The sequence below is a fragment of the Bifidobacterium callitrichidarum genome, from assembly GCF_003129905.1.
Taxonomy (GTDB): domain Bacteria; phylum Actinomycetota; class Actinomycetes; order Actinomycetales; family Bifidobacteriaceae; genus Bifidobacterium; species Bifidobacterium callitrichidarum.
Genome location: NZ_QFFM01000014.1, coordinates 72,491 through 98,184, shown reverse-complemented (window position 1 = coordinate 98,184; position 25,694 = coordinate 72,491). Strand labels below are relative to the sequence as shown.

Genomic DNA, 25,694 nt, shown 5'->3' with positions numbered 1-25,694 from the left:
GGACTAGGATTTCACGCTCACCACAGGTGAGGCACCACTCCGGATTACGCGCTCATTTTCAAATGAGGCACCTCGTGGGTACGCAGGCGTTTACCGGCTGTTCAGCGGAGGAGCCAGCGGATCTGATTCAGTACGCGCCGGCGATGGCCTGATCGAGATCGGCGATCAGATCGTCCACCGACTCCAGTCCGATGGACAGGCGAATCAGATTGTCGCTGACCCCGGCCGCGATGCGGGCGTCCACGGGCACTTCGCGGTGGGTGATGTGCGCGGGATCCACGATCAGAGAACGCGCGTCGCCGATGTTCGGGATGTAGGAGAACAGCCGTGTGCCGTCGATGATGCGGCGCACGTTATCGGCGCTGCCGTCCACCAGGAAGGACAGGATCTGGCCCACGCCGCGCGGGAAGTACTTGCCCACCAGGTCGTACTGCGGCGTGTATCCAAGACCGGAGTAGTTGACCTTCATCACGTGCGGGCTGCGGGTCAGATGCTCGGCGATACGACGCGCTGAGGCGACCTGCTGACTCACGCGCTGCGGCAGCGTCTCGAGACCCACAAGCGCCAGATAGGCGTTGAACGGGCTGGCCACCGCGCCGAACGTACGCAGGTACTTGATGCGGATACGTTTGATGAACGCCGCCGCACCGAACTTTTCGGCGAAGCTGTGCCATTCGCCGGCACGATCGTCGCTGATGACCTGCTGACGTGCGGTGAACTGCGGGAACCGACCGTTGGCCCAGTCGAAGTGACCGCCGTCGATGATGGCGCCGCCGATGGCGTTGCCATGCCCGGTGATGCCTTTGGTGGTGGAGTGCACGACGATGTCCGCGCCGAAACGGATGGGATTGAGCAGGTAGGGCGTGGGCACGGTGTTGTCCACGATCAGGGCGATGCCGCGCGCGTGTGCGAGCTTGGCGAGCGGTTCGATGTCGAGGAGTTCGGTGGACGGGTTAGCCACGGTCTCGGCGAAGATCGCGCGCGTGTCCGGACCGATTTTAGAGGCGACCTCGTCCAAGTCGTTGATGTTCTTCACGAAGTCGGTGTGGATGCCGAACTGCGGCAGGAAGTCGCCGAGCGCGTCCACGCTGGCGCCGTACAGGTTGGTGGGGGCGATGATGCGACCGCCGCCCTCCCCCGCGCACATGAGCGCATAGCTCACGGCCGCCATGCCGGAGGCGAGGGCCACCGCACCGACGCCGCCTTCGAGCGCCGCAAGCCGCTTCTCCAAGGCGTCGACCGTGGGGTTGGCCACGCGCGAGTATTCGAACCCGTCGATGGCACCGCCGGCGAGCGCGTCGCCACGCACGGCGTTCTCGAGGTCGAATGCGGCCGAGGCATAGATGGGCGGCACCGCCGCATGCCCATTGTCCAGCGGTTCATACCCCGCATGAATGGCTTTCGTGGCGAAATCGATGGTCATGGGCGTGCGGAATTCCTTTTGTGCTGCGGCCCGGCCGGTCGCGGCCGTGCCGTCGGTGTGTGCGGCTGGGTTGCGGGTCGGGTTCAGGCGAAGATGCCGGAGGTGAGCTGGCCGAAGATATCGGATTCGCCGTGACGTTCGAGGTAGCTCTCGTAGGCGATGTCGAAGGCCTGGCCCAGATCCTCGATGAGGTCGGCGGCGTCTTCGATGCCGATGGCGAGACGCACGAGCTCATCGGTGATGCCGACCTTGAGGCGTTCCTCGCGCGGCAGTTCGAAGTGCGTCATGCGACAGGGCAGTTCGGCGAGGGATTCGACCGCACCCAAGGAGACGGCCAGACGGAAGACGTGCAGGTTGTTGAGCACGTCCGCCGGGTCCACGCCGGGCACGACTTCGAAGCTCAGCACGCCGCCGGCTCCGCGGAGCCCCTTGGCGGCCAGTTCCCGGTCACGGCCGGGAAGGCCCGGATAGTTCACGGTCTTGACCAGCGGATGGGCGAGCAGATATTGGGCGATGGCCTTGGCGTTCTCCTGCTGGCGGTCCATGCGCAGGGCGAGCGTCTGGATGCCGCGACGCACCGCATCGCATTCGGCCGGCGCGAGCACGCCGCCGAAACGGTTCTGCGCGAAGTAGACGGCCTTGCCGATCTCCTCGCTCAGGGTGACCACGAGTCCGGCGTTCACGTCGGAATGGCCGGCGAGGTACTTGGTGGCGGAATGGATGACCACGTCCGCGCCCAGGTCGAGCGGACGCTGCAGGTACGGGGTCACGAAGGTGTTATCCACGATGGCGACGGCACCGTGCTTGTGGGCGATGTTGGCGATGAGACGCACGTCGTTGACGTCAAGCAGCGGATTGGTGAGGACTTCGAAATAGACGGCCTTCGCCGCGGGGACACCCTGCTTCGGGTCGCCGGCGACCGCGCTTTCCAGCGCCTGGGCGTCATGCGTGTCCGCCGCCTCGAAGATGAGGCCGCGGTCGGCGAAGTACTCGTGGAACAGCGAATAGGTGCCGCCGTAGATGTTCTTGCCCACAATGATGCGGTCGCCGGGCTTGAAGATGGAAAGGACGGCGTGGATGGCGGCCAGGCCCGAGGCGAAGGCGAAGCCACGGGTGCCGTGCTCAAGCTGGGCGATCTGGCGCTCGAGGAAGTCGCGCGTGGGGTTGCCGCTGCGTGCGTAGTCGTAGCGGGGCATCGCATCGACCTTCTCGAAGGCATATGTCGTTGAGTTGTAGATCGGCGGGTTCACGGCTCCGGTGGTGTTGTCCCCAACCGGCAGTCCGTGGACGAGCTGAGTGTTGAACCTGGTCATTGCGCACCTCCCTTACGGTGTTTCCTTGGCGCCATATCTGATTGCGGGGGCTCTCCCCGCCGGGCACGATTACGACAGTAATGCAAAACGCCGGCCCGCGGGCCGGCGTCGTTATATGTGTTGGTTATGGGAGGCTATGCACCGCTCGATCAGAGCTCTCTGCAATTACGGACGGCCTGCGGCCGGCTCAGCGTTACCTTCGCGCGGCTATCACCTCGCTCAGGCATCAGAGCTTTCCGCCTTCCACCACGATCTCGTCGGGGTTGACCTCGTCGCCGTAGACGGGCTCGAGGGTCTGCTCGTAATCCTTGTGGAAGAAGTTCTCCTCGCCGAGTTTGACGATCTCCTCGTTCACGAAGTCGAGCAGCTCCTTGTTGCCCTTCTGCACGGCGGGGGCGATGGTGTCGTCGTCGCCCAGGTGGGTGATGCCGACCTTGAAGCCCTTGTTGGCCTTGGCCCAGGCAAGCACCTCGGTGTTGTCGGTGGAGAAGGCGTCGCCACGGCCGTCAAGCAGGGCGTTGTAGGCGTCGGCGTACTGGTCGTACTTCTGGAGCTTAACGTTCGGGGCGTTCTTCTCGAACCAGGTTTCGGCGGTGGTGCCCTTGGCGATGATCAGGGTCTTGCCGTCCAGCTGGCTCACGTCGGTGATCTGCGCGTCCTCCGGGGAGACCACGCCGAGGGCCACCTTCATGTACGGCTTGGCGAAGTCGACCTTCTCGGCACGTTCGTCGGTCACGGTGAAGTTGGCGAGCACCAGATCCACCTTGTTGGAGGTGAGCACGTCCACGCGGGCGGCCGGATCCACGGAGGTGTATTCGACTTCGACGCCGAGGTCCTTGGCCAGGCGCTCGGCGAAGACGATGTCGTAGCCCTGGTACTTGCCGTCCTGATCCACGTAGCCGAACGGGGCCTTGTCGGAGAAGACGGCGATCTTGATCTTGCCGCTCTTCTTGATGTCGTCCAGGCTACGGGCCTTGGCGTTCTCGCTGGAGCTGGTGGCACCGGAATCCGAGGACGCGGTGTCGCTCGGGGTGGCGGCGGACGGGCCGCATGCGGCCACGGACACGGCCATCATCAGGGCCGCGCCGGTAGCGACGATCGTTTTCAGTGCGTTGCCAATCTTGATGGTCATTGGCTGTTTCCTTCTCTTCTTGTGGTTGGTTGTTGGGATGGTAGGTCTATCGGTAGGGGATGCCGGAATCACCGGGAATTACTCGGGAATCACCGGGGTCCGCGTTCCGTCACTCGAATTCGAACGTGCGCAGGAACTGACGGGCGCGTTCGGTTTCGGGGTGGGCGAAGAAGGCGTGCGCGTCGTGCGATTCCTCCACGATGTGGCCGCCGTCCAGCAGGATCACATGGTCGGCGATGGCGCGGGCGAACTGCATCTCGTGGGTCACGATGAGCATGGTCTGGCCGGCCTTGGCCAGTTCCAGGACAACGTCGAGCACCTCGCGCACCATTTCGGGGTCGAGGGCCGCGGTGATCTCGTCCAGCAACAGCACCTCCGGGTGGAGGATGAGCGCACGGCAGATGGCCACGCGCTGGCGCTGGCCGCCGGAGAGCTCATGCGGCCAGGCATCCTTGCGGTCGGCGAGGCCCACGCGCTCCAGGAGCTTCAACGCCTCGGCCTCCACTTCGGCCTTGCCGCGCTTTTGCACGAGCAGCGGGGCCATGGTGATGTTGCCGAGCACGGTCTTGTTCGGGAACAGGTCATAGCTCTGGAACACCATGCCGATGCGCGTACGCAGCTCGCTGGAGCGGTTGGAACGGCCGGCCTTCTCGGTGCCGGGTCGGCCTTCGTCGATGACCTTCTCGTTGATGGAAATGGTGCCGCCCTGGATCGGCTCGAGGCCGGCGATGGTGCGCAGCAGCGTGGACTTGCCGGAGCCCGAGGGACCGAGCACCACGAGTACCGTGCCGTGCTCCACCTTGAAGGAGATGTCGTTGAGCACGGGCTTGTCCGCATTGGCGTACCGCTTGACCAGGTGCTTGACCTCGAAGCCCTTGCAGTCGGAGACGGCGGAGGGACCGGCTGTTTCGAACGCGGCGATCGCCTCGGTGGATTGGACCTGCGGCTTCCGCTCCGCCTGCACGGTTCGCTCGGTTCGTTCGGTTCGCTCAGTCATGCGACCACCTCTTTTCCAGACGGCGGGCCACAATGGACAGCGGCCAGCACACGATGAAGTACATGAAGAAAATGGCTCCGTAGATCCACAGGGTTCCGGTCGGATACTGGAACCGGTTCGCATCGATGATCTGCTGGCCCACCTTGATGACCTCGACCACGTCGAGCAGCACGGCCAAGGATGTGGTCTTGACGATACGTGTGGCCAAGTTCACGCTGGCGGGCAGAAGTCGGCGGATGGCCTGCGGCAGAATCACGCGGGAGAACGTCTGCCAGGGGCTCAGGCCCAGCACATAGCTGGACTCGTACTGCACCTTGGGAATCGACTGCAATGCGCCGCGCACCAGATCGCCGAGCTCCGCGCCGCCCCAGAGGATGAACACGAGCACACAGGCGCCGGTGGCATCGAGGTTCCAGTCGAACCAGCGGGCGAAACCGTAGTAGGCCAGGAACAGGAGCGCCAGCTGCGGCATGATGCGGATGAAGTCGAGGTAGACGCGCATGATCGCGCGCACCACGGGGTTCCTGAGTGTCATCAGCCAGCCGACCAACAGGCCCACCGGAATGGACACGCCCACGGACACGCCGGCGATCCACACCGTGACCCACAGTCCCTGCAGCAGGCGGGGGAAGACGCCGGGCTGGAGGAGAATCTCAGCGCCGTGCATAGTCGAACCTCCTCTCCAGCCAGGTGCCGAGGATGGAAATCGGCAGCAGAATCACCAAATAGGCCACCACCAGCATGAACAGGGATTCGTAGGTGCTGTAGTACATGCCGATGAGGTCCTTGGCCATGTACATCACGTCCGCGAGGGCGATGGCGGAGACCACGCTCGACTCCTTGAACAGGAAGATCACGTTGGCCACGAGACCGGGAACCGCGGTGGAGATGGCCTGCGGCAACACCACGCGCGTGATGGACTGCACCGGGGTCAGGCCCAGCACGTAGGCGGTCTCACGCTGCACCTTGGGCACCGATTCGAGGCCGCCGCGCATGGCCTCGGCCATGTAGGAACCGCCCAGGAAGCCGAGGCCTACGATGGCGCAGGTTTCGGCGGACCAGACCACGCCCAGTTTGGGCAGGCCGAAGTACAGGAAGTACAGCTGCACCAGCAGCGGGGTGTTGCGGCTCAGCTCGATGTACGCCCGCACGATCTGCCGGGCCACCGGGACACGCGCGATCTCCACTCCGGCGCATACCAGTCCCACCGCGATGGCGAGCAGGATGCCGAACACGGAGATGAATACGGTCATCAAGGTGCCGTTGACGAAGAAGGGTGCGTAGCGTTGCACGAACGACCAGTCAAACGCCATGGACGCACTCCTTTCCCTTCAGCTCTCTCATGTCTTTCGTCTTTACGTCTTTATGTCTTCTGATGTCTCTCGGTTGCGTTCGTATGCGTTTGCGATGCTCCGTTCGCGACGCCGCCGGGCGGGGTCCCAAAAATTCGGATGGATACCGACGTATACGATTCGGGGGCCGAACAATCCGTCCAAGCCCCCGTTGGTTATCGTAGAGTATCACAGCGTGCAACGGTGCCGTCTGGCTATAGAGGTTGGTTATAGGACCTTATTTGCGGCGGTGTTTCAAGGTTTCCAGGCCGGATTGGTTTTACGTGGTGCTGTACGGAATGCGCTACCAGCGGAACCGTCTGCACCCCGCTCCCCGGACCGAGGCGAACGTGTGGCAGCAATACACATATACAACAAACGTGCGTAATGGGCGAGGGTCAGGCATGGGCCAACCGGCGGCGAACATAGGCGGACTACACTGTGGAGGCATGAAGATTTCCAAGGCTTTGACCCGGCTGAAGGGTCCGCAAACCGCTCCGGTGTTCGTGCTGCTGCACGGCTGGGGCTCCAACGAGTACGATCTGCCCGATCTGTTGAATTACTGCGGCGCAGGTTCAGCCGACTATGCCAGCTTGCAGGCGCCTATCGCCTACGGCATGGGATACACATGGTTCGGCGACTGGGCGCACGAAGGCGTACCGGAGGGCGAATCGCTGGACAGGCAGGCCCTTGAAGCGGCACAGGCCATCGATGATTGGGTGGCGACGAATATCCCCGCGGATCGTCCGGTGGTGACCATGGGTTTCTCACAGGGCGGTCTGCTGGCTTGCCATCTGCTGCGCGTGAATCCGAAGCGCTATGCGGCCGCCGTGTCCTGCTCGGGCTGGCTGGCTCCCGGGCCGGTTGCCGGCGATGCGGAACTGGCGTCGATCAAACCGCCGGTGTTCTACGGTCATGGTGCCGTGGATGACATCTTTCCGAAGTCCGATGTGGCTGCCATGGGCGAATTCTGGCGCGGGCATGGCACGCTGACCGAGGAGATCTACCCCGGTATGGCGCATTCCATCAACATGCCGGAAATGCGCGATATCCAGCGTTTCCTGGAGGCCAACGGCTTCGTCCGCCCACAGATTTGGTGATTGCGGACTATGCCGTGGCGTAGTCGAGGTGCTTGAATTCCGGGACCTTGTACCATTTGACGGGGTAGCCGGCGCCGTGGGCGCAGAAGACCGAGTCGGGGGTGTTGTCCAGGTCGGATTCGGGGTCGTAATGGGCTTCGCGGATGATTTCGTCCTCGTTATGGCAGGGGCGGTAGCCGCCGAAGGTGGCGGAGAATCGACCATGGCCATGCGTGTACTGGTTCACGTCCATGGCGTAGTCTCGCATTTCGGAGACCGGCGCTGACCCTTCAATCACCACGTAGTCGCCGTCCATGACCGGTGAGTCGAAGGTGCCGCTCATCCGTTGTATGTCGCTCATGGCGCGGCCGATCATGTCCGCTGGCACTTCGAGACGGAACCGGTACCACGGTTCCAACAGACGGCAGTTACCCGCGCCGGAGGTGTCCGGCCTCTCCTCCACCGGCGCTGCCGGATGGCCGCTGACTCCGGCACGCAGCTCCATCAATCCTTGCCGAATCGCCCGGTAGGTGGCTTGGCGGAAATCACCGCCCTCGGTGTGCTTGAGATGTGCCTTGCCGGCCACCAACGTCATCAAGATGTCTGCGAGCGGCGAACCGGTCAGCACGCCAAGATGCTCACGTTCGGTCAGATGGGTGAGGATGAGCCGCTGCCAGTTGCGGTCCAACTCGTTTTCCGACAGTGCCGACTTGACTCGGATGCCACTGCCCGGCTCCCCCGGTTCCAGCAGGATATGTGCCTCCGCGTAATGACGCAACGGCTCAAAATGTCCCACGCCTTCAATGGGCGCGGTGATGGTTTCGCGATAGAGAATCGAGCCCGGACCGAACGCCACATCCAGCCCGAACCGGTCGTGTAGCGTTTGCTGGATGATCTCCAACTGCACCGCACCCATCAGCTGTATATGGACTTCGGCCAGTCGTTCCACCCACACCACATGGAGCAGCGGATCCTCATCCTCCAGTTCACGCAACGCGCGCATGACCTTATGCAAGGTCAGGTCATCGAATCGGGGGCGCGGAGACTCGGGAGACGATTCCTCGGCAGTAATTTCGCCACTCTCGTCGTCCTGGTCGTCTCGGGAATCGGAGGCCCTGTCCCGAGACGCATCGGAGACTCCGTTCCCCTTGACCGTGGTACCGGAATCATCGGGCTTCCGCCTATCAGTCGCATCCTCTTCCGCCGCATCAGCCGGCAGCACCGTGTAGGTCAACACCGGCTGCAACGACGGCGACTCGGCATCCGGTTCCGCGCCTAGTCCCTCCCCGGGGAACGTGCGGGTCAAACCGGTCACCGCACACACCGCACCCGCCGGCACTTCGGTCACCGTCTCGAATTTGGCGCCGTTGTACACGCGCACCTGGTCGATCTTCTCCGGTTCCCCGTTGACATCCACCATCTCCTTGGCCTTCAGTGTGCCTCCGGTCACGCGCAGCCAGGTCATGCGGTTGTGCTGCTGGTCGTGCGCGATCTTGAACACGCGCGCGCCGAACGGCTCGGACCATTGCGGTTCCGTGCAGAATGTTTCCAAACCGTCCAGAAACTCCTCAACGCCTTCCAGCTTCAACGCCGAGCCGAAGTACACAGGGAACAGGCGGCGGGCCGCGATCATGGACCTGATGCGTCCCACGGTCAGCGTCTCGGATTCCAGATATTCGTTCATCGCCTGCTCATCCAGCGTGGCGATGTCCTCGGCGCTCTCCCCCAGCGGTACCTCCACATCGTCGCCGGCGGACTCTTCGACGGCCGGCAACGGGAACACCGCGTCGCTCAGTCGGGCACGCAGCTGAGCCAGCACCGCTTCGCGATCGAATCCGGCGGCATCGCATTTGTTGACGAAGATGAACGTCGGCACGCCATATCGTGTCAGCAGTCGCCACAACGTTTCCGTATGCCCCTGCACCCCGTCGGTGCCGGAGACCACCAGAATCGCGTAATCCAACACGCGCAGGACCCGTTCGGTTTCGGCGGCGAAGTCCACGTGGCCCGGCGTATCGAGCAGGGTCAGTTGCAGTGAACCATGCTCCACCAACGCCTGATGGGCAAAGATGGTGATGCCTCGGGCCTTCTCCAATGCGTTCGTGTCGAGAAAGGCATCGCCGTGGTCCACGCGGCCGAACTTACGGATTTCACCGGTCCGGTACAGCAGCGCCTCGGACAGCGTGGTCTTGCCTGCGTCCACATGCGCCACGATGCCAGCCACAATCCGTTTCATCACAAACTCCTCCCCCGCCGATCTTCCGCCGTTTCCATGCTGAATAACCAATATATCCGTAACTATCCGTAAGGGAATAATTTTACCGGCCGGCGGGTTTGCCGCATTCCAGAGCGTTCTCCGCACTCCCTTCGGCCAGCTACGCTGCCGGCTCCCCTCAGCGAGGGGAAGCCGAGAATAAAGACGGGGATGCCGGTAGAATGAATCACCGAATATCAAGACCATCGAGCCAATGCGAGGAGCAATTGTGACCACTGCCGGCATCACCGTTTTCGGCCAGCCTTCCGATTCCGCACGAAACGCCGGAGAGATGCCCGCAGTGGATGCCACGGGATTCCCGGCCGATTACGTGGCTCTCGATCTGGAAACCACCGGATTCTATCCGAACAGCTGCGCGATCACCGAAATCGGTGCCGTCCGCGTGCGGGAGGGGCGAATCGTGGACCAGTTCCAGCAGCTCATCAATCCCCTCCGTCCGATTCCTCGTCAGATCACCGCACTGACCGGCATCAGCGACGCGATGGTCGCGGACCTCGAGCCCATTGACGAGGTGCTTCCCCGATTCATCTCCTGGCTTGGCAAGCCCGGCGCGCAGCCCATCCCCGAGCCGATTATCGGCCATAACGTGAGCTTCGACCTGCGCTTCCTGGATTACAATACCCGGCACATCGCCGGCACGGGCTTCGCCTGCACGGACTACGACACCATGCAGATCAGTCGTACGCTCTTCCCCGAGCAGCGGCATCACCGCCTGGCGGACCTTATCGTGCGGTTCGGCATCGCGGACAACGAGGAGCACCGGGCGTTGAGCGATGCCATCCAGACGCAGGAGTGCTTCGAATGGATGCGGCGGTACATCGCCGAGCATCATGAATCGGACCGGATCGACTGGCGTCCGGTGGCGGCCAAGTCCAGCACGCCGATCCTGCACCAGCAGTTGGTGATCCGATAGGTTTGGCCTTGTTGGACCAAGATCGGCATGAATCCGATGGAACTACCCCTCAGTCGGCTTCGCCGCCAGCTCCCCTGACAAGGGGAGCCAAGAGATAGAATTCATGCCGATCTTGGTCCAACAGAGCCGCATTTCGGCGACCGAGCGGGTATACGAAAATGTGCCGGGTCATCGGATTGGTACGATGACCCGGCACATGCATTCATGCCGCCTGTGATGTCAGACGGCAATGCGGAACGGAAGCGTCAGCCGCGTTTGGCAACCAATTTCTCCGCGTCCTCGGTGAGCGCGGTCATGATGGCGTGCTGCGACTCCTTGACGTACTCGAATCCGTTCGCGGCAGCGAACGCCTGCTTGGTTTGCGGATTATAGGAGACGGCCTTGGTCACATGCGCGATGGCGACCAGCACGTTCGGCCATTGCGAGTCGGGCGCGTCGTTGCCGAGTTCGGCGTAGAAACGAATGGTTTCCACGTCATTGGGGTTGGCACCATTGCCTGGAGCGGACTTCAGAGCTTCAACGATGCCACCCAGGTACTGCTTCATTGGATACTTGGTTGGAATGCTCATGCTTCTTACGGTAGGCGCGTCAACCTTGATTGTGAAGGGTCGCGGGCCGTTTTTACCGTAGGAACAATCAACCGAATATTTAGGCACAGCAGTGCGACCTGTACAACCAGTCAGGCGATGGCAATAGTCTTTCCTGGCCTGTATATGACGGCCATATACAGCGGAAGGCCGCCGGGAAATCACATCCCGGCGGCCTTCCATACAACGTCACTGAACGTCGTCGGACGTCGCTTCCTGCAACGTCACAGACCGTATTCCTTGGCGATGACGGACCACAGTTCGTCCGCGGCGCGGTTCACATCGTCGTTGACGATGGTCACATCGAATTCGTCTTCGGCTGCGAGTTCCACCTTGGCGGTCTCCAGTCGCTTGGACACCTCGGCCTCGGATTCGGTGCCACGGCCCTTGAGACGACGAACCAGCTCATCGAAGCTCGGCGGCGCGATGAACACATACACCACATCCACGCCGAGTTCCTTCGCGCGCTCCTTGATGCGGCGCGCACCCTGCAGGTCGATCTCCAGCACGGTGGGGACGCCCTCGGCCAGATGCTCCTGCACCGGCTTGAGCGGCGTGCCGTAATGGGCGAGCCCATGCACCAACGCGGTCTCCAGGAATTCGCCGGCCTTCTCCTTGGCAGCGAATTCGTCCTCGCTCATGAACCAGTAGTTCACGCCGTTGACCTCGCCGGGGCGGGGCTTGCGGGTGGTGGCGGAGACGGACATCCAGATGCTCGGATGCTTCTTGCGCATCGCGTTCTCCACGGTGCCCTTGCCCACGCCGGCCGGGCCAGTGAGCACCACCAGACGTCCCTTCGGCTTGGTCTCGGACCCGGTCGTTGCGGCGGCCGCGTCGGAATCGGTGGTCACTGTCGTCTTTTCGGTCGTCTCGTTTGCTGCCGTCTTCACGGTGCCTTTTCCGTCCTTTTCCTCGTTCTCGCCTTCGTTCATGGCCTCGTACAACGCCTGACGCACGTCGAGCGCGATGGACTCGGTGGCCTGCTTGAGCGCGCTGATGGAAGGACCGTGGGATGCGATGAAGCGGGACACGGTCACCAGCACATTGCCGCGCGTGCCCTTGAACACGGTCTTCAGGTCCTTGGCCTCGGCGCCCTGCCAGCCGTAGCCGGGAGAGAGGATCGGGCCGGTGAAGCTCGCCGGGTTCACGCCGGAATCCTGAATCCACTGACCGATGGTGGCGCCGATGATCAGGCCCACGGAACCCATGCCTTCGATATCCACGTTGTGCTTCTGCGCGGTGGCGGCGATGCCGTACGCCACGGTGCGGCCCTTGTAGTCGCCGCTCTGGCGGATGGAGGTCTGCAGGCTCATGCCCTCCGGGTTGGAGGTCAGGGAGGCGATGAACACGCCGCGGCCGTTCTCCAGCGCCTCGTTGATCAGTCCATTGAGGGACCGGGCACCGTAGTACGGCAGCAGGGTGATGGCGTCGGCCAGCATGGGGGCGCCGGGCTTGAAGTAGGCGTCCGCGATGGCCGAGATGGTGGTGGGCAGACCGCCGTGCAGGCAGTCCACGATGGTGATGACGCCCATCTGGCGTGCGGCGTAGAGCACGCGCTCGAGCGCCTCGAATCCCTTGGATCCGTAGCGCTCGAACATAGGTGTCTGGAACTTCACGGCCGCGGCGCAACCGCTGGCGGCCTGAAGCATGCGCATGGAGAACAGCTCGGCGCCTTCGGCGTCGACGTTGTAACCCCAGTCGGTGAGGAGTTTGCGGTGCGGGTCGATGCCCACACACAACGGCCCGTATTTGGCCATTGAATTACTCAACCGTAAACCGAAATCGGAACGCTGTGCCTGCAACTCCTCATCGCTGGTTACCATCAGAACTCCTGTCTCTCCAATTCGAACAGCTGCTTCGAATGATCCTGGATGCTCATGATCTGATAATCATTATGCTTCACGGCCTCGATTGCGAGCAACGCGGCCTGGAACTCGGTGATGGTGGTGAACTGCGGCAAATCCGCTGCAATGGCGGCGGCACGGATGGAATAGCCATCCGAACGGGAGCCACGGGAGTTCGGCGTGTTGAGGATCATGTCGATCTTGCCGTCCTCGATGAGCTGGACCACGTTCTTGCCCACGGAGCCCTCGGCGTGGTGAACCACCACCGGGGCCTCCGGATCGGAGTCCACGCGGGTGCTGATCTTGTCCACGATGTTCGAGTCGATGCCGTAACGGCGCAGCACGGAGGCGGTGCCCTCGGTGGCCCAGATCTTGAATCCGAGTTCCTCAAGGCGTACGGCGATGAGCGGCAACTGGCGCTTGTCGGTGTCGTTCACGGAGATGAACACGTTGCCGTGGGTGGGCAGGCCGCCGTCGTACGCGGCGAGCTGGCTCTTGGCGAAGGCGTGCGGGAAGTCGCGGTCGAAGCCCATGACCTCGCCGGTGGAGCGCATCTCCGGTCCGAGCAGGATGTCCACGGTCTTGCCGACCGGGGTGCGGAAGCGCTTGAACGGCAGCACGGATTCCTTGACAGCAACCTGCTGACCGCGGTGCATCACGCCACCGTCGCCCTTGGGCAACAGCAGGCCGTTGGCGCGCTGGTCGGCGATGGATTCGCCGGCCATGATGCGTGCGGCGGCCTTGGCCAGGGCCACGCCGGTGGCCTTGGAGGCGAACGGCACGGTGCGGGAGGCACGCGGGTTGGCCTCGATCACGTACAGCGTGTTGGCCATGAAGGCGTACTGCACGTTGATCAGGCCCTGCACGTGGCAGCCCTTGGCGATGGCGTAGGTACCCTCGCGCAGTCGACGGATCTGGTCATCGGACAGGGTGGACGGCGGCAGGGTGCAGGCGGCGTCGCCGGAATGCACGCCGGCTTCCTCGACATGCTCCATGATGCCGCCGATGTACAGCTCCTCGCCGTCGAACAGCGCGTCGACGTCGATCTCGATGGCGTCCTGCAGGAACTTGTCGATGAGCAGCGGGGAGGGCAGACGGCCGGACACCACGGTGTCGGCCTTGGCCTCGGCCAGGGCGCGGTCCACGTACTTGGTGAGCTGCTTGTCGTCGTAGACGATCTCCATGCCGCGGCCGCCGAGCACGTAGCTCGGGCGCACCAGCACCGGGTAGCCGATGCGGTGGGCGGCGTCCATGGCCTCTTCGAGGCTCAGGGCGGTGCCGTAGCGCGGGGCGTTCATCTCAGCCTTCTTGAGCACCTCGCCGAACAGCTCGCGGTTCTCGGCCAGGTCGATGGATTCCGGCGTGGTGCCGAGGATCGGCACGCCTGCGGCCTTGAGACGCGCGGCGAGGGAGAGCGGGGTCTGGCCGCCGAGCTGCACGATGACGCCCTTGACCGGGCCCATCTTCTTCTCGGCCTCGTAGATCTCCAGCACGTCCTCGAAGGTGAGCGGCTCGAAGTACAGGCGGTCGGACATGTCGTAATCGGTGGACACGGTCTCGGGGTTGCAGTTGACCATGATCGTGTCGTAGTCCTTGCCGAGTTCCTGCACCGCGTGCACGCAGGTGTAGTCGAACTCGATGCCCTGGCCGATGCGGTTCGGGCCGGAGCCGAGGATGATCACTGCCTCACGTTCGCGCGGACGCAGCTCGGTCTCGTCGGCGTAGCAGCTGTAGTAGTACGGCGTGACGGCGTCGAACTCGGCGGCGCAGGTGTCCACTGTCTTGTAGACCGGGCGGATGCCGTAGTTCCAACGCAGTTCGCGGATGGTGTTCTCGCCTTCGTCGCCGAGGCCGCGCAGGTGGGCTATCTGCACGTCGGACAGGCCGGCGAGCTTGGCCTTCTTGAGCATCTTCGGGGTCAGGTGCTCGGCGTCGCGGACCGTCATGGCCATGTCGTTGATGAGCGTGATCTGCTTGAGGAACCACGGATCGATCTTGGTGGCCGCGTACAGCTGCTCGATGGTGGCGCCGCCCCAGATGGCGCGCATGAGCTGCAGGTAGCGGTGCTCGGTCGGCACCTTGACGGCTTCGAGCAGATCGGCCACCTCTTCAGCGGTCGGCTTCTCGCCATCCCAGTTGAAGCCCATGTGGCGCTTGTCGATGGAGCGCATGGCCTTGCCCAGGGACTCCTGGAAATTGCCGGCCAGGGCCATGGCCTCGCCTACGGACTTCATGGAGGTGGTCAGGGTCGGATCGGCGCCCGGGAACTTCTCGAATGCGAAGCGCGGCACCTTGGTGACGACGTAGTCGATAGTCGGCTCGAAGGAGGCCGGCGTGGACTGGGTGATGTCGTTGCGGATCTCGTCCAGCGTGTAGCCGAGGGCCAGCTTGGTGGCGATCTTGGCGATCGGGAAGCCGGTGGCCTTGGAGGCCAGGGCGGAGGAACGGGAAACGCGCGGGTTCATCTCGATGACGATGATGCGGCCGGTGTCCGGGTGGATGGCGAACTGGATGTTGCAGCCGCCGGTGTCCACACCCACGCCGCGGATGATGGCGATGCCGATGTCACGCAGCTTCTGGTATTCGCGGTCGGTCAGCGTGAAGCAAGGGGCCACGGTGATGGAATCACCGGTGTGCACGCCCACGGGATCCACGTTCTCGATCGGGCAGACGACCACTACGTTGTCGTTGCGGTCGCGCATGAGCTCGAGCTCGAATTCCTTCCAGCCTTCGATGCCTTCCTCGATGAGCACCTCGTCGGTCGGCGAGTAGTGGATGCCGGCGCCGGCGATGCGGTGCAGCTCCTCCTCGTCATGCGCGATGCCGGAGCCCAGGCCGCCCATGGTGAAGCTCGGGCGCACGACCAGCGGATAGCCGAGCTCCTCGGCGATGCGGTCGCACTCCTCAAGCGTGTGGGCGATGCGGGAGCGGGCGGATTCGGCACCGGCCTCGTCCACGACCTTCTTGAACAGCTCGCGGTCCTCGCCTCGGTCGATGGCCTCCAGGGAGGCGCCGATGAGCTCGACGTTGTACTTCTTGAGCACGCCGGCCTCACCGAGGGCCATGGCGGCGTTGAGGGCCGTCTGACCGCCGAGGGTGGGCAACAGCGCGTCCGGGCGCTCCTTGGCGATGATCTGCTCGAGGATCGGAGTGGCGATCGGCTCGATGTAGGTGGCGTCGGCCATCTCGGGGTCGGTCATGATGGTTGCCGGGTTCGAGTTCACGAGGATAACGCGGATGCCTTCCTCACGCAGGACGCGGCATGCCTGGGTGCCCGAGTAATCGAACTCCGCAGCCTGACCGATCACGATCGGGCCGGAGCCGATGACCATCACGGATTTGATGTCGGTGCGCTTCGGCATATCACTTACCTTCCTTGATGTTGCTGTTGGCGCGAGCGTCGCGCGGGTTGTTCTTCATGAGTTCGCAGAAACGGTCGAACAGGTAGGCCGCATCGTGCGGGCCGGCTGCGGCCTCCGGGTGGTACTGCACGGAGAAGGCGGGGATGTCCACGCACTGCAGACCCTCGACCACGTCGTCGTTCAGATCGATGTGGGAGACGAACACCTTGCCGTACTTGCCGTCCTCGAACGGGGCGTCCACGGTCTCGCCGATGGGCGCGTCGACCGCGAAGCCGTGGTTGTGGGCGGTGACCTCGACCTTGCCGGTGGTCACGTCCTTGACCGGCTGGTTGATGCCGCGGTGGCCGAACTTGAGCTTGTAGGTGCCGAAGCCGAGCGCGCGGCCCAGCAGCTGGTTGCCGAAGCAGATGCCGAAGAACGGGTAGCCGGCGTCCAGCACCTGGCGCAGCAGCTCGATCTCCGGGCCGGCTTGTTCCGGGTCGCCCGGGCCGTTGGAGAAGAACACGCCGTCCGGGTTCAGGGCCTCGATCTGCTCGAAGGTGGTGGTGGAGGGCACCACGTGCACGCGGCAGCCGCGCTCGGCCATGCGGTGCGGGGTCATGCCCTTGATGCCGAGGTCCACGGCGGCCACGGTGTACAGCGGCTCCTTGCCCTCGTACTCGCCGCACGGCTCGATGGTGTACATCTCCTTGGTGGAGACCTCGTCGTACAGGCTCAGGCCCTGCATCTTGGGGGTGGCCTTGACGGCGGCGAGCAGCTCCTCGACATCGCGCAGCTTGCCGGTGTCCGGGTTGGTCAGGGCGCTGCCGGAGTAGATGCCGGCGCGCATCACGCCCGCGGAGCGCAGGTGGCGCACCAACTTGCGGGTGTCGATGTGGCTCAGGGAGACGATGCCGTTCTTCTTGAGGTCGTCGTCCAGGCTGCCTTCGGCACGCCAGTTGCTCACGTTCGGGGAGGGGTCGCGCACCACGTAACCGGCCACCCAGATGCGGGAGGACTCGGGATCCTCACTGTTGACGCCGGTATCGCCGATGTGCGGGAAGGTCTGCACCACGATCTGACGGTCGTAGCTGGGATCGGTGAGCGTTTCCTGGTATCCGGTCATGCCGGTGGCGAAGACGATCTCACCGGTCGTCTCGCCGAGAGCGCCGTACGGCTCCCCCACATATACCTGTCCGTCTTCCAAAACGAGGACTGCATCGTCCTGGTCATACGTCGGAATTGCGATGGTTCCGGACTCGTTCTGGCTCACCAAAACCCCCTTGTGTTTCGTCGGGTATTCGTACCAAGGTTAACGGCCAGCGAAGACTCACACGCCGCGGCGTGCGAACCTTTCTCAGGCCCGCTGGCGGGGCCTCCGGCCGGTTGGGCCGGTCGAACAGAGTTTGAAAAGGTATGGGAACGGGTGTGTCCGCTCATAAAAAAGCCTCCCGTAGGGGGAGGCTTGAAAAGGAAAACACTAGGCGACCGTCGGCTGATCGTCAGCGGACGGTTCGGCGGCGTCGGACTGCGCGGCTTCCGTGGCCTCGCCGACGGAATCATCGGCGGAATCGGAAGCATCGGCATCGTCCCCGGCGTTCTCGCCGGTCTGGACGGAATCCTTGCCTGCGCACACCGCGGACAGCAGGCCGTGGATGAACGCGGGCGAATCGTCGTCGCACAGGGTCTTGGCCAAGGCCAGGGCCTCGTCGATGGCGACCTTGTCCGGCACCTCGCTGTTGAACAGGATCTCCCAGGCTGCGATACGCAGGATGTTGCGATCGACCACGCCCATGCGGCGGACCTTCCAGCCCGTGGAGTGCTCGTCCAGGGTGTTGTCGATCAGACGACGGTGCTCCGCCACTCCCCTGACGATCTCGATGGCGTAGTCGGGAAGCGGGGTCTGGGCACCGGGATGGGCAATGCGCTCATCCAGCAGGGAGAGGATGTCCTGGCTTTTTTCGTCGGCCTCATACAGGGTATTCAATGCCCTCTTGCGCGCGGTGGAACGTGCCATGCTGCTAGTCCTCCAGTGTTACCGGTGTTTTCGAAGATGCGTAAGACGCGGAGAATCAGTTCTCGCGGCCGGTGTAGGAGCCGTCCTCGGTGTTGATCTTGACGCGGTCGCCCTCGTTGATGAACAGCGGCACCTGGATTTCGGCGCCGGTCTCCACGGTGGCCGGCTTGGTGCCGGCGTTGGAGCGGTTGCCCTGCAGGCCCGGCTCGGTGTGGGTGATGGTCAGGACCACGGAGCCCGGCAGGTCCACGTTCAGCGGGGTGCCGTCGTGGAAGGAGACGAGGCAGTCGGTGCCCTCGAGCAGGAACTTGGCCTTGTCGCCCACGAGGGACTTCGGGACCATAATCTGGTCGTAGGTGGTCATGTCCATGAACACGAAGTTGTCGCCGTCCTCGTAGGAGTACTGGAGGGTGCGGTTGTCCACGGTCTCGAATTCCATCTTCATGCCCGCGTTGAAGGTCTTGTCGACGATCTTGCCGGAGAGCACGTTCTTGATGGTGGTGCGCACGAAGGCGGGGCCCTTGCCCGGCTTGACGTGCTGGAACTTCATGACGGTCCACAGCTGGCCGTCCAGGTTCAGGACGGAACCGTTCTTGATGTCGTTGGTAGTCTGTGCCACGTTATTCACCTATTTTCAAATTCGACTCACTGGGGCAATGCCCAAAAATTGCCTTGGCAATTATGCCACAATGGGTATACAGCGAGGCGGCACGGTGTGGTATGCCATGCCGCCCAGCCGCGAAGGACACCGTCACTCCGGGCTCTTCAGGGCGCCGACCATGTCGATGCGGTCGAGCGACCGGTTGGTGGCCAGACTCACCAAAAGAGTGAATACGAACGCCAGCGCGGCGGCGGCCACGTAGCAGAACCAGAGCACGTTGGGCACGATGTTCATGCCGGGCAGATCCAGCTTGCCGACCAGGAAGCCCAGCAGCGCACGGCCGCACGGCATGCCGACGACGATGCCGAACGCGCTCAGCAGCAGCATCTCCTTGTTGACGTAGCCGTGCACCTCGCGTCTGCGGAAACCGAGCACCTTGATGGTGGCCAGCTCGCGTTCGCGTTCGGAGATGTTCGTGCTGGCCAGCGTGTAGAGCACCACGACGGCCAGGATCGCGGCCATGACCACGATGAAGCCGACCATCACGAAGAACATGAGGAAGCTCTTGGAGAAGTCGCGCTCCTGCTTGGCCGAGCTCGTCACCGAGAGGTATTCGCTCTGTCCGGCGAGGCCGTCCGCGAAGGCGATCTGGGCGTCCGCGCCGCCCTTCACGTTGATGAGGGCGGCGTTCGGCGCGAACTTGGCATCGAACGTTCTTTCGTAAGCCGATTGCGTCATGACCGCGAGGTTGCCGGTGTAGTACTGGGCGACTTCGCGGACGGTGATATCCGCGGTATTGGCCATCGCATCGGTGAGGTTCACGGTGGAGCCGGAGGCGAGCGCGAGCTTGCGTGCGGCGTTGGCAGTTACGATGACGCCACCGTCCCCGCCGCCCGCATCATCAAGTTCGATCGGTGTCCCGTCCGGGGTTTGCAGGTTGATGTAGCCATCCATCGACTCGCCGTCGGGGACGACCATGAGCTGCGCGGTGAGTTTCGCATCGTCCGCCGAACCGGCGGCATTATCATCGCCATCGCCGTCTGCGGGCGCAAGAGTGACGCTGCCAAGCTGCAACGGCAGCGTGGATTCCACGTCGGCATCGTCATCCAGGGACGACTGCGCCTTGTCGTGGTTGGCGGCGGAGGTCACGGCCATCACGTCATAGGGGGCGATCTCGCTATGCTGGCGGGGCATGAGGGTCAGCGCGGAGCTGCCCATGCCGAATCCGGCGGTCATCAGGGCCGTGCAGCCGAGTACGCCGATGATGACCATGAGTGCACGGGACTTGTAGCGAAACAGGTTGCGCGCGGTCACTTTGCCGAGGAAGCTCAGGTGGTTCCAGACGAATCCGATGCGCTGCAGGACGATGGTCTTGCCGGCCTTCGGCGCCTTGGGACGCATCAATTCGGCCGGCTCCAATCGCAGCGAACCTGCGCAGGCGATCATGGCGGCACCGGTGATGATGACCACGAACAGCAGTACGCCGCCGAGCGCGAGCCGCCAATCAACCAACAGCGGATAGCTCGGGAGCACGTATATATCGGAGATGATTTTGCGCGTGAACATGAACGGCAACCCGATCAGCCCCAGCACATCACCAAGCAATCCGCCAAACAGGCAGGCCGCACCCGAATACACCAGATATTTGAGCATGATTTCGTGGCGCGTGTAGCCGAGCGCCTTGTAGGTGCCGATGAGTCCGCGGTCCTCCTCCACCATGCGCGTAATGGCGGTCAGGCTTACCAGCAGCGCGATCACCAGGAACAGCACCGGGAACATCGTGCCCAGGCGAGCGATCATTTCGGTCTGGGTTTTGACATCCTCGTAACTGGTCACGGCGCTGCGGTCGCGGATGATCCACTTGGCCTTGGGCATGGCGTCCACCGCGCTCTTGATCTTGGCTTCCGCGGCGGCGACCTGCTGTTCGGCGGTGGTCTTGGCGGGCAGGCCGTCCGGCAAGACCGCGATTTTGGTCTTTTGCGCTTCGACTTGTTCCATGGCCTTGTCCAGCGCCGCCTGATGCACGGTGTCGGTTCGGGCCTGTTCGCGGGTCGCCTGGATGGCTTCGATGTTGCCGGTGACCCGAGCGACCGTGTCGAGATAGTCGTCGTCGTACGTGTTCATCGCCTTCGCGCCGGCCATGGTGATGACGGCGGACGTGTACGGCGAGTCGGCATCGGCCAGCGCATCATCAGACACGAACATCGGGTAGACGGTCTTCGCGCCGGAAACCAAGGCCAACGGACCGGATGGGTTCACGATGTCGTTCGGATCGATGACAATGCCGACGATGGCGTACTTGCCGTCCGCGAACGTACCGGTAGCGTCAGTCGAGGAGTCGGACGAGTCATCAGCACCGCCCGATCCGCCGGATGCCAAAGTTGCGGACACGGTCGAGGCCGCGGACGCAAGTGAATCATCCGGCGCGAATGTCAGCGTATCGCCCAGCGATTTGCCACTGTTGTCCAGGTACTGCCGCGTCACGGCGATTTCGTGGGCGGATTGGGGCAGGCGACCGTCCTCGAGATACGGTTGCTCGATACCCTGATTGTTCAGGGTGGTGACGGTGGCGGAGGCCTGTCTGCCGTCGACCGTGGTGGTCACGTTGGCCGTATGCTCGCCGGCGACCTTGTCGACGCCATCGACTGCGCCGAGTGCGGCGATGTCGTCATCGTCGAGACCGAGGGTGGAGATGATGGTGATGTCGTGCATGGAGGTCGAGTCGAAGAACTCGTCCAAGCCGGCGCGAATGTCCTTGGCTATGGTGTTGAGGCCGCCGAGCATCATCACGCCGACCGCCACGATGACGAGCATGGCTGCGAAACGCTTGCCGTTGCCGGCAATCGCACGCCAGGAGTCTTTCCAGAGTGCCGTTTTCTTCATGATTGTTCCTGCCGCTCCCCTACCATTCGATGTCCGCGATGGGCGTGGGGTTCGGGTTACGGGTGATTTCGGTGACCTTGCCGGAGCGGAAGCGGATCAGGCGGTCGCCCATCGGGGCGAGGGCCGAGTTGTGGGTCACCAAAGCCACGGTGATGCCATGCTGCCGGCAGGAGTCTTGCAGGAGCTGGAGCACCTCCTTGCCGGTGTTGTAGTCGAGCGCTCCGGTCGGCTCGTCGCACAGCAGGAGCTTCGGGTTCTTGGCGAGCGCGCGGGCGATGGAGACGCGCTGCTGTTCTCCGCCGGACAACTGTGCCGGGAAGTTGGCGAGGCGATTCCCGAGCCCGACTTTGTCGAGCGTATCGCGGGCATCCAATGCGTTCGGGCAGATCTGCGAGGCGAGTTCCACGTTTTCGAGTGCGGTGAGGTTAGGCACGAGGTTGTAGAACTGGAAGACGAAGCCCACGTCGAAGCGGCGGTAGTCGGTGAGCTGCGCCTCGCTGGCCTTGGTGATGTCCTTGCCGTCGATGACCACGGAACCGGAGGTGGCGCGGTCCATGCCGCCGAGGATGTTGAGCGTGGTGGATTTGCCGGCGCCGGATGCGCCGAGGATCACGGCGAGCTCGCCCTGTTCGATGTCGAAGCTGGCATGGTCGAGCGCCAGCACCGCGGATTCGCCGCTGCCGTATTGGCGCACCACGTCGTGGAATTCCAGGAAAGCCATGGTAGTTCAAGTCCTCTCTTGCGATTGTCGTCGTTATATCGCGACTCAAGAAATACATCACTCTGTTGGGTAATAAAATCCACGTAATTCAGCATTGTGCTGGGTTTTAACCCCGAAACCGCGGTATCATGCGGAAAACACGATACGATGTTGAGTTATTGATTGAAGACAGGGAAGACACGCATGGCACGACCGAAGACAGGCGAGCAAAGCGCTCCGGAGAAGATGCAGGACGCCTTTTGGGCGCTGCTGGAACAGAAGCCGTATGCGCAGATCACCATCAGCGACATCACGCGCGCGAGTGGCTTGAACCGTAGCGCGTTCTACTACCATTACGGCAATATCCCGGAGCTGGCGGACGATGCGATCGCCTCGATTTACGACGACCCGGACATCACCGCGTTCATTGCACATATCATCAGGCAGGACGAAGGCATCGAAGCGCTGCGCGATTACGCCATCGCCAGCATCACCACGCCGCAACGCATTGCCAGCATTCGCCGCTTGTCCCTCATCGCCGGCCCACACGGCTCCACAGGGTTGGCCGATCAGCTCAAAACCCATGTCATTGAAATCTGGCTTTCGACGCTCGGGCGCAATCCAGCCGAACTCAATCCGGGCCAGCGCATCCTGCTGGAATTCGCTTCCAGCGGCATGCTTGGCATCCTGGCCAAGGCACCGGAGGTGTTCACCCCGGAGAACATCGAATGGCTAAGCCGGTCAATCCTGCCGACCATCATCGCCCAGCTCATCAATTCACTGAAGAGCGAAGACGGCGCATCCGCGCAGACACTGCCTGATTAGCCAGAGAAACCGTAAGCACCTGACCCGCGTGTGCCCACCGTTCAAGCGTACAGTTACCGTCCACAGCAACCCCTCCCATCTACAATGGGGGCATCACATCAACTGCAAACGGGAACGAATCATCATGGAATTGCGCGTGCTCAGGTATTTTCTGGCAGTGGCCGAAGAGGGCAACATCACGTGGGCTGCGCAACTGTTGCGCATATCCCAGCCTACGCTGTCCCGCCAGTTGAAGCAGCTGGAGGAGGAACTGGGCGTCACGCTGTTCGAGCGCGGCAGCCACACCATCACGCTGACCGAGGCCGGCCGTCTGCTGCGCGATCGCGCGCAGACCATCGTCTCCCTTACGGACAAGGCGGAATACGAGCTCAAGCAATCCGGCTACGAATTGGGCGGCGACATCACGGCCGGTTGCGGCGAGGTACGCGCCATGACGTTCCTCGCCGACCGTATGGCCGCATTCCGCGCCCTGCATCCCGGCGTACGATTCAACGTGATCAGCACCACCGCGGATGTAATCCAGGATCAGCTCGAACAGGGACTGATGGACTTCGGTCTGCTCGCCGACCCGGTGGACACCAGCCGATACGAATTCCTGCGCACCAACATCACCGAACACTGGTGCGCGATGATACCGGACGGCCACCCATTGCAAACCCATGACTCCCTTTCCCCCGCCAATCTGGCCAACGAGTCGCTGCTCCTGCCCTCGCGCGAGCCGGTGCGCCGCGTGGTGTTGAACTGGTTCGGCCCCTACGCCCCGCATCTCAACATCGCCGGCACCTGCAACCTGCCCGCGAACGGCGCGGTGATGGCCGCGAGCGGCCTCGGACTGTACCTGTGCCTCGACCACGGCACCACCTATCCGGGCGTGCGCGGGGTTCGTCTTGCGCCATCGTTGGAAAGCAGCTCGGTGCTCGCATGGAAAAAGCAGGGCACGGCCTCCCCGGCCGCGGCCGCATTCGCCAGGTTCCTGCAGACGATGTAATCGTTTCTCCAGCTTCCCTCTGGCGAGGGAGCTGCCAGCCATAGGCCGACTGAGGGAGAGCGGCAAAAAATAAGGCTCTGTTAAACCAGGATTGATATACCTCTTATTTTTGGCTCCCCCTTGTCAGGACATTGCCGCAAAGCAAACAGCAAAGCTGTTTGCAGGCAATGTGCGAGACGAAAGTCGAGCCAGTAACACGCGAACGAAGTTCGTCCCTAATTGCGGGACGAGCTGGCGGTGAAGCCGACTGAGGGGGTAGTCCAATGGAATTCACGTCAATCTTGGTTTAACAGAGTCAAAACCAACGGAACCGCATCATGCCCCGACAGCATACAGGTGCATAAACCATAGGTATTAGACGGTACCCACCAAGCGCGGTTCAATGATGGCAGATTCAATCAAGGAGCCATCATGACAACCACAGCAGCCGACATCCTCGAACGGGACCGCTCCGGCGAACCAGTCAATCCGCGCGACCCCGGATATTGCGCCATCGCGACCATTATCAGCGAGGCCAAGCGGCTCTGCGCCGAGCTCAACACCGGCTATCACGAGCCGCGCGAGGCGCACACCCTATTCGAACGGATCGTCGGGCATCCGGTCGACCCATCCTTCCGCTTCAACCCGCCGTTCTACACGGATTTCGGCCATAATATCGAAATCGGCCGGGGCGTGTTCATCAACTGGGGCTGCACACTGATGGACCGTGGCGGCATCACCATCGGAGACGGCACGTTCATCGGCCCGAATGTGCAGCTCATCACCATCAACCACAGCAAGAACCCGATGGACCGCGCCACCACCACAAGTCTTCCCATCACCATCGGCAAACATGCGTGGATCGGCGCGGGTGCCATCGTATTGCAGAACGTGACCATCGGCGACGGCGCCATCGTGGGCGCCGGCGCAGTCGTGACCCATGACGTGCCGGCCGGGGCCATCGTCGCCGGCAATCCCGCCAAGGTCATCGGTCACATCTGATGCCCGGCGGCGAAGCTGCCATCAAGTGTGCTCTCTGCGGGTGCAAAGTCCACATCGGCTTCGCACCCGCATTCTCATTCAGTGACGCATCATAATCAGCACCATCTTGGAGGCTTCCTCGGCGTAGACCGCATGAGGCAGACGTGTCGGGAAGTGTAGGATGCCGCCGGGCACGAGGTCCACGGTCTTGCCACCACCGGTCACCTTGAGATGGCCTTCGAGGCATTGCACCAGCACCGGCATGGCGGCGGTGTGCTCGCTGAGCTCCTGGCCCTTGTCGAAGGAGAACAGCACCACGTTCGCGCCCTCCACCTGCATCACCGTGCGGGAAACAGTGGCCTCCGGCTGTACTTCGACCAGCGGATGCAGGTCATCGATGAATTCCATGACCATCGGCTCGGTATTCGTATCAGTGTTCTGAGTCGCGGTTTCGTCAGTCATTTCAAGCTCCTTATATAAGGGGT

20 protein-coding genes and 3 pseudogenes are annotated in these 25,694 nt (G+C 62.9%); 5 read left to right on the top strand and 18 right to left on the bottom strand.

Annotated features, from left to right (window positions below; translation table 11 throughout):
* Window positions 1-127 precede the first annotated feature (127 nt).
* The 6 genes from DF196_RS08045 to DF196_RS08020 form a co-directional block, all read right to left on the bottom strand.
* A complete protein-coding gene (locus tag DF196_RS08045) occupies window positions 128-1,423 on the bottom strand; it encodes an O-acetylhomoserine aminocarboxypropyltransferase/cysteine synthase family protein (RefSeq protein ID WP_109057332.1) in 1,296 nt (431 codons plus the stop codon).
* An 83-nt stretch (window positions 1,424-1,506) separates the two neighbouring features.
* A complete protein-coding gene (locus DF196_RS08040; protein ID WP_109057331.1) occupies window positions 1,507-2,736 on the bottom strand; it encodes a trans-sulfuration enzyme family protein in 1,230 nt (409 codons plus the stop codon).
* Between the two features lie 226 nt (window positions 2,737-2,962).
* Entirely contained in the window at window positions 2,963-3,868 is a 906-nt protein-coding gene (locus DF196_RS08035; RefSeq protein WP_109057330.1) for a cysteine ABC transporter substrate-binding protein, read from the bottom strand.
* Window positions 3,869-3,977: 109 nt separating this feature from the next.
* The gene (locus tag DF196_RS08030; protein ID WP_109057329.1) at window positions 3,978-4,865 is read right to left on the bottom strand and encodes an amino acid ABC transporter ATP-binding protein; all 888 of its coding nucleotides are present in this window, start codon (window positions 4,863-4,865) and stop codon (window positions 3,978-3,980) included.
* Window positions 4,858-5,532, bottom strand: coding sequence for an amino acid ABC transporter permease (locus DF196_RS08025; protein ID WP_109057328.1), 675 nt, complete (start codon window positions 5,530-5,532; stop codon window positions 4,858-4,860). The genes DF196_RS08030 and DF196_RS08025 overlap by 8 nt, the downstream gene beginning before the upstream one ends.
* Window positions 5,519-6,178 (bottom strand): amino acid ABC transporter permease, encoded by a 660-nt coding sequence (locus DF196_RS08020; RefSeq protein WP_109057327.1) that lies wholly within the window; start codon window positions 6,176-6,178, stop codon window positions 5,519-5,521. Before DF196_RS08020 ends, DF196_RS08025 begins: the two co-directional genes overlap by 14 nt.
* 467 nt (window positions 6,179-6,645) lie before the next feature.
* Between DF196_RS08020 and DF196_RS08015 the strand changes: the two genes are divergently transcribed.
* Window positions 6,646-7,296 carry an alpha/beta hydrolase gene (locus tag DF196_RS08015; RefSeq protein ID WP_109057326.1) on the top strand — a complete coding sequence of 217 codons (651 nt, stop codon included), beginning with the start codon at window positions 6,646-6,648 and terminating at the stop codon, window positions 7,294-7,296.
* A 7-nt stretch (window positions 7,297-7,303) separates the two neighbouring features.
* Here DF196_RS08015 and DF196_RS14215 read toward each other — a convergent pair.
* Together DF196_RS14215 and DF196_RS14210 are read right to left on the bottom strand one after the other, a co-directional pair.
* A pseudogene (locus tag DF196_RS14215) lies at window positions 7,304-8,341 on the bottom strand (GTP-binding protein); the annotation flags it as partial.
* Window positions 8,342-8,478: 137 nt separating this feature from the next.
* Window positions 8,479-9,511 (bottom strand): annotated as a pseudogene (locus tag DF196_RS14210) (GTP-binding protein); the annotation flags it as partial.
* Window positions 9,512-9,758: 247 nt separating this feature from the next.
* Between DF196_RS14210 and DF196_RS08005 the strand changes: the two are divergent.
* On the top strand, window positions 9,759-10,463 hold the full coding sequence (locus tag DF196_RS08005) for a 3'-5' exonuclease (protein ID WP_109057324.1): 705 nt from the start codon (window positions 9,759-9,761) through the stop codon (window positions 10,461-10,463).
* Between the two features lie 245 nt (window positions 10,464-10,708).
* On the opposite strand, the gene DF196_RS08000 is transcribed toward DF196_RS08005, so the two are convergent.
* The 9 genes and pseudogenes from DF196_RS08000 to DF196_RS07965 all read right to left on the bottom strand — a co-directional run bounded on the left by DF196_RS08000 (window position 10,709) and on the right by DF196_RS07965 (window position 22,457).
* The gene (locus DF196_RS08000; protein WP_146194735.1) at window positions 10,709-11,032 is read right to left on the bottom strand and encodes a hypothetical protein; all 324 of its coding nucleotides are present in this window, start codon (window positions 11,030-11,032) and stop codon (window positions 10,709-10,711) included.
* Window positions 11,033-11,274: 242 nt separating this feature from the next.
* Complete coding sequence (gene gmk, locus DF196_RS13905; protein ID WP_241519648.1) at window positions 11,275-11,901, bottom strand: guanylate kinase; 627 nt, start codon at window positions 11,899-11,901, stop codon at window positions 11,275-11,277.
* Between the two features lie 57 nt (window positions 11,902-11,958).
* Window positions 11,959-12,873: pseudogene (gene pyrF / locus DF196_RS13900) on the bottom strand (orotidine-5'-phosphate decarboxylase); the annotation flags it as partial.
* Entirely contained in the window at window positions 12,873-16,256 is a 3,384-nt protein-coding gene (carB, locus tag DF196_RS07990; RefSeq protein ID WP_109057321.1) for a carbamoyl-phosphate synthase large subunit, read from the bottom strand. The gene carB and the pseudogene pyrF, both read right to left, overlap by 1 nt.
* 1 nt (window position 16,257) lies before the next feature.
* Window positions 16,258-17,508 carry a glutamine-hydrolyzing carbamoyl-phosphate synthase small subunit gene (gene carA, locus DF196_RS07985; protein ID WP_109057340.1) on the bottom strand — a complete coding sequence of 417 codons (1,251 nt, stop codon included), beginning with the start codon at window positions 17,506-17,508 and terminating at the stop codon, window positions 16,258-16,260.
* A 207-nt stretch (window positions 17,509-17,715) separates the two neighbouring features.
* A complete protein-coding gene (gene nusB, locus DF196_RS07980) occupies window positions 17,716-18,252 on the bottom strand; it encodes a transcription antitermination factor NusB (RefSeq protein ID WP_109057320.1) in 537 nt (178 codons plus the stop codon).
* Between the two features lie 55 nt (window positions 18,253-18,307).
* Window positions 18,308-18,871: an elongation factor P gene (efp, locus tag DF196_RS07975; RefSeq protein ID WP_109057339.1), complete on the bottom strand. Its 564-nt coding sequence runs from the start codon at window positions 18,869-18,871 to the stop codon at window positions 18,308-18,310.
* Between the two features lie 132 nt (window positions 18,872-19,003).
* Complete coding sequence (locus DF196_RS07970) at window positions 19,004-21,736, bottom strand: ABC transporter permease (RefSeq protein ID WP_109057319.1); 2,733 nt, start codon at window positions 21,734-21,736, stop codon at window positions 19,004-19,006.
* 19 nt (window positions 21,737-21,755) lie between these two features.
* On the bottom strand, window positions 21,756-22,457 hold the full coding sequence (locus tag DF196_RS07965) for an ABC transporter ATP-binding protein (RefSeq protein ID WP_109057318.1): 702 nt from the start codon (window positions 22,455-22,457) through the stop codon (window positions 21,756-21,758).
* A gap of 183 nt (window positions 22,458-22,640) precedes the next feature.
* On the opposite strand from DF196_RS07965, the gene DF196_RS07960 reads away from it, so the two are divergent.
* From DF196_RS07960 to DF196_RS07950, 3 genes are all read left to right on the top strand, one after another.
* Window positions 22,641-23,261: a TetR/AcrR family transcriptional regulator gene (locus DF196_RS07960; RefSeq protein ID WP_109057317.1), complete on the top strand. Its 621-nt coding sequence runs from the start codon at window positions 22,641-22,643 to the stop codon at window positions 23,259-23,261.
* A 124-nt stretch (window positions 23,262-23,385) separates the two neighbouring features.
* Window positions 23,386-24,249, top strand: coding sequence for a LysR family transcriptional regulator (locus tag DF196_RS07955; protein WP_109057316.1), 864 nt, complete (start codon window positions 23,386-23,388; stop codon window positions 24,247-24,249).
* A gap of 411 nt (window positions 24,250-24,660) precedes the next feature.
* Entirely contained in the window at window positions 24,661-25,230 is a 570-nt protein-coding gene (locus tag DF196_RS07950; protein ID WP_109057315.1) for a sugar O-acetyltransferase, read from the top strand.
* Between the two features lie 78 nt (window positions 25,231-25,308).
* Here the strand turns inward: DF196_RS07950 and DF196_RS07945 are convergent, their stop codons facing one another.
* Entirely contained in the window at window positions 25,309-25,623 is a 315-nt protein-coding gene (locus tag DF196_RS07945) for a cupin domain-containing protein (RefSeq protein WP_421728465.1), read from the bottom strand.
* Window positions 25,624-25,694: the final 71 nt, after the last annotated feature.

What these genes read in the sequence shown, in the direction of transcription:
- carB (WP_109057321.1), bottom strand. Translation starts at nt 16,256, where the DNA reads ATGCCGAAGCGCACCGACATCAAATCCGTGATGGTCATCGGCTCCGGC.
- DF196_RS08000 (WP_146194735.1), bottom strand. Translation starts at nt 11,032, where the DNA reads ATGAGCATTCCAACCAAGTATCCAATGAAGCAGTACCTGGGTGGCATC.
- DF196_RS08045 (WP_109057332.1), bottom strand. Translation starts at nt 1,423, where the DNA reads ATGACCATCGATTTCGCCACGAAAGCCATTCATGCGGGGTATGAACCG.
- DF196_RS07965 (WP_109057318.1), bottom strand. Translation starts at nt 22,457, where the DNA reads ATGGCTTTCCTGGAATTCCACGACGTGGTGCGCCAATACGGCAGCGGC.
- DF196_RS08040 (WP_109057331.1), bottom strand. Translation starts at nt 2,736, where the DNA reads ATGACCAGGTTCAACACTCAGCTCGTCCACGGACTGCCGGTTGGGGAC.
- DF196_RS07955 (WP_109057316.1), top strand. Translation starts at nt 23,386, where the DNA reads ATGGAATTGCGCGTGCTCAGGTATTTTCTGGCAGTGGCCGAAGAGGGC.
- DF196_RS08015 (WP_109057326.1), top strand. Translation starts at nt 6,646, where the DNA reads ATGAAGATTTCCAAGGCTTTGACCCGGCTGAAGGGTCCGCAAACCGCT.
- DF196_RS08030 (WP_109057329.1), bottom strand. Translation starts at nt 4,865, where the DNA reads ATGACTGAGCGAACCGAACGAACCGAGCGAACCGTGCAGGCGGAGCGG.
- DF196_RS07950 (WP_109057315.1), top strand. Translation starts at nt 24,661, where the DNA reads ATGACAACCACAGCAGCCGACATCCTCGAACGGGACCGCTCCGGCGAA.
- DF196_RS07960 (WP_109057317.1), top strand. Translation starts at nt 22,641, where the DNA reads ATGGCACGACCGAAGACAGGCGAGCAAAGCGCTCCGGAGAAGATGCAG.
- DF196_RS08025 (WP_109057328.1), bottom strand. Translation starts at nt 5,532, where the DNA reads ATGCACGGCGCTGAGATTCTCCTCCAGCCCGGCGTCTTCCCCCGCCTG.
- DF196_RS08035 (WP_109057330.1), bottom strand. Translation starts at nt 3,868, where the DNA reads ATGACCATCAAGATTGGCAACGCACTGAAAACGATCGTCGCTACCGGC.
- DF196_RS07945 (WP_421728465.1), bottom strand. Translation starts at nt 25,623, where the DNA reads ATGGTCATGGAATTCATCGATGACCTGCATCCGCTGGTCGAAGTACAG.
- DF196_RS07970 (WP_109057319.1), bottom strand. Translation starts at nt 21,736, where the DNA reads ATGAAGAAAACGGCACTCTGGAAAGACTCCTGGCGTGCGATTGCCGGC.
- nusB (WP_109057320.1), bottom strand. Translation starts at nt 18,252, where the DNA reads ATGGCACGTTCCACCGCGCGCAAGAGGGCATTGAATACCCTGTATGAG.
- DF196_RS08020 (WP_109057327.1), bottom strand. Translation starts at nt 6,178, where the DNA reads ATGGCGTTTGACTGGTCGTTCGTGCAACGCTACGCACCCTTCTTCGTC.